Source organism: Mycobacterium sp., from assembly GCF_046091765.1.
Classification (GTDB): domain Bacteria; phylum Actinomycetota; class Actinomycetes; order Mycobacteriales; family Mycobacteriaceae; genus Mycobacterium.
Map to the genome: position 1 here is coordinate 1 of NZ_JBJTCF010000121.1, position 2,567 is coordinate 2,567.

General features: G+C 72.1%; 1 pseudogene. It reads right to left on the reverse strand.

Annotation, left to right across the window (positions count from 1 at the left end):
- Nucleotides 1–574: 574 nt before the first annotated feature.
- Nucleotides 575–2,567: pseudogene (locus tag ACKOB8_RS14190) on the reverse strand (PE family protein); the annotation flags it as partial.

Here is a 2,567-nt window from a genome sequence, read left to right on the forward strand (position 1 = left end):
GACAGCACCCTCGCAGACGTGGCGCATCGCAATGGCGTTGCTCTCGCTCGTCATTGTCAGAGCGCAGGGGACTAGAGCTGGCCCGGCGGCCGGCACACAGTGGATAACGCGTTCCGGTGCTGGCCGGGCCGACAGGGCGGAACGAGGGGGTCCAACCAGGCGAAACGTTCCCTCTGACTTGACATAATGTTGCTTATCGGCACACACACCCGAGCCGGGCGGGCGATGCCAACCCCGTTTCCGGTTGGCTCTCGCGCCGCCAGCCGGATGATGCGCCACCCGACTTCAAGGCCGGCCCGCTACGGTTCCCGGAATTGACGGCATACCGGTGATCGCTTCCGGCGTCAGGTTTGCCCGGCCGTGAAGGCGGCGCCGCCGGACTTGTAATCCGGATTGCTTGTAGTCCGGACTGGTTGTGCGACTCTTGCTCAGCCACTGCCCCACCCCCGACCAAAAGATGTCGATACGTCACAGTGACGAATTAATCCAGAGTGGCTGGGTGGCTCGCATTCGGTTCCTACGCAACGGAATTGGCCCCCGCCCCTTGCCGGGGGCCAATTCCGTTGGCGGTCTTCTAGCTGTTGGCTCCAGTTGTGCCGTTGGTCGCCGAGCTGCCGGTGGCGCCTGCCGTCGCGATACCGCCTGCGCCTCCGAGTGCGCCGCTCTGCCCGGCATTACCGCCGTTGCCGCCGAACACTCCTGCGTTGACGATCGTTGTTGCCGTCGCGTTACCACCCGTACCGCCCGCGCCACCGTTGCCGGCCGATCCGTTGCCGCCGTTGCCGCCCTGGCCGCCTGCGAACTGGGCGCCGGTTGCGCCACCCTCGGAACTGGCGCCTGATGCGCTGCCGGCCTTGCCACCCCGTCCGCCGGTTCCCCCGGTGCTGTTGCCGCCGTTGCCGCCGTCTCCGCCGAGTACCTGGGCGGTGGTGTTGCTGGCGGCGAGATCCGCCGTGACGCCGCCACCGATACCACCATTTCCGCCGGTGGCACTGGTGCCGTTCTGGCCGGCGGTACCGCTCACGCTGGTGCCGCCACTGCCGGCTGTGCCTGCGTCGCCGCCGCCGGCGCCATTGCCGCCGCCGATCACTGTTGCGGTGAGCGGCGCGCCCAGCCCAATCGCTCTGCCATTCCCACCAGTAGCGCCATTGCCGGCGTTGCCGCCCTTGCCTCCGGTGCCGGTACCCGCGGCGCCTCCGGCACCGCCATTGCCGCCCCTACCGCCGGCGGTTCCGTTCTCACCAAGCGTGGTGGCGCCGACGAACAGGATCTGGCCGTCATAGCCGGTGCCTGCGACCCCACCGTTCCCGCCGGCGCCACCGCTGCCCGAGCCGGTTCCGCCCGCGCCGCCGTTGCCGCCATTGCCACCGGTCGGTGAGCCATCGGCAATCCCGAACACGGTGTTGTTCGCACCGGCCCCGCCGTCACCGCCGGCTCCGCCATTGGCCACCGCACCGGCAGCGCCGGTGGTTCCGCCGTTGCCGCCGGCCGCGCCGCCGGCGCCGGCTACACCGCTATTGCCGCCCGCTCCGCCGTTGCCGCCGCTGAGAGAGGCGACGCTTGCCGTGCTGCCCGCAGAACCGGCACCTCCGGCGCCGCCCGCTCCAGCCGCACCGCCATTGCCGCCACTGCCGGCCGTTCCATTAGTGCCCGTCGTCGCGGCACCAGCCTTGCCACCGGCACCGCCGGCGCCGCCATTACCTCCGACGCCGCCCGAGTTGCCTGCAGCCCCTGCAGTCTGACCGGCCTGGCCTGCGCCACCGTTGCCTGCCGCTCCGCCGATACCGGCTGCGCCGCCATTACCGGCGATACCGCTAGTCGCCGCGCCGCCATTGCCACCGGCCCCGCCGGCACCACCGTTGCCGCCCCGGGTTCCGGCTCCGGGGTTACCGGCGCCGCCGGGACCGCCCTGGCCGCCGTTGCCGCCGGCGCCGCCGTTGCCGGCCTTGCCACCGGTTGCCGTGCCGCCGTTGCCACCCGCGCCACCGGCGCCGGCGTCATTGCTACTGCCGCCGAGGTTTCCGGCATTGCCACCGTTGCCGCCGTTACCGCCGCTGCCGAACGAACCCGTCGAGCCCGCGACCGCACCGGAGCCGCCGGCGCCTTCGACGCCGGCGTTACCGCCGTTGCCACCGTTGGCGCCCGCGCGACTAACGATGGCCACCGTCACGGCGCTGAGTCCGTTGCCGCCATTACCGCCGAGACCGCCGCTGCCGGCATTACCGCCCTTGCCGCCGTTGCCCTGAGTTCCCGTAGTTCCGCCCGCTCCGCCGGCCGCACCGGCCGCGCCACCGGAACCGCCGGTGCCACCGCTGCCGCCTGCACCGCCATCGCTGCCCGCCACCGCGGCGATGCTTCCCGCTGCAGCATCGGTGCCATTCGCACCCGCACCGCCGTTGGCGCCTTTTCCGGCCACACCGCCCTTACCTCCGTTGCCGCCGCTGCCGGCCTTACCCGCGGCGGCAGTACCGCCACCAAGGCCGAACAGGCCACCGGCACCACCGGCACCACCGTTGCCGCCCCTGCCACCGCTGCCGCCGGCCTGGCCGGCCACACCGGTCGAGCCC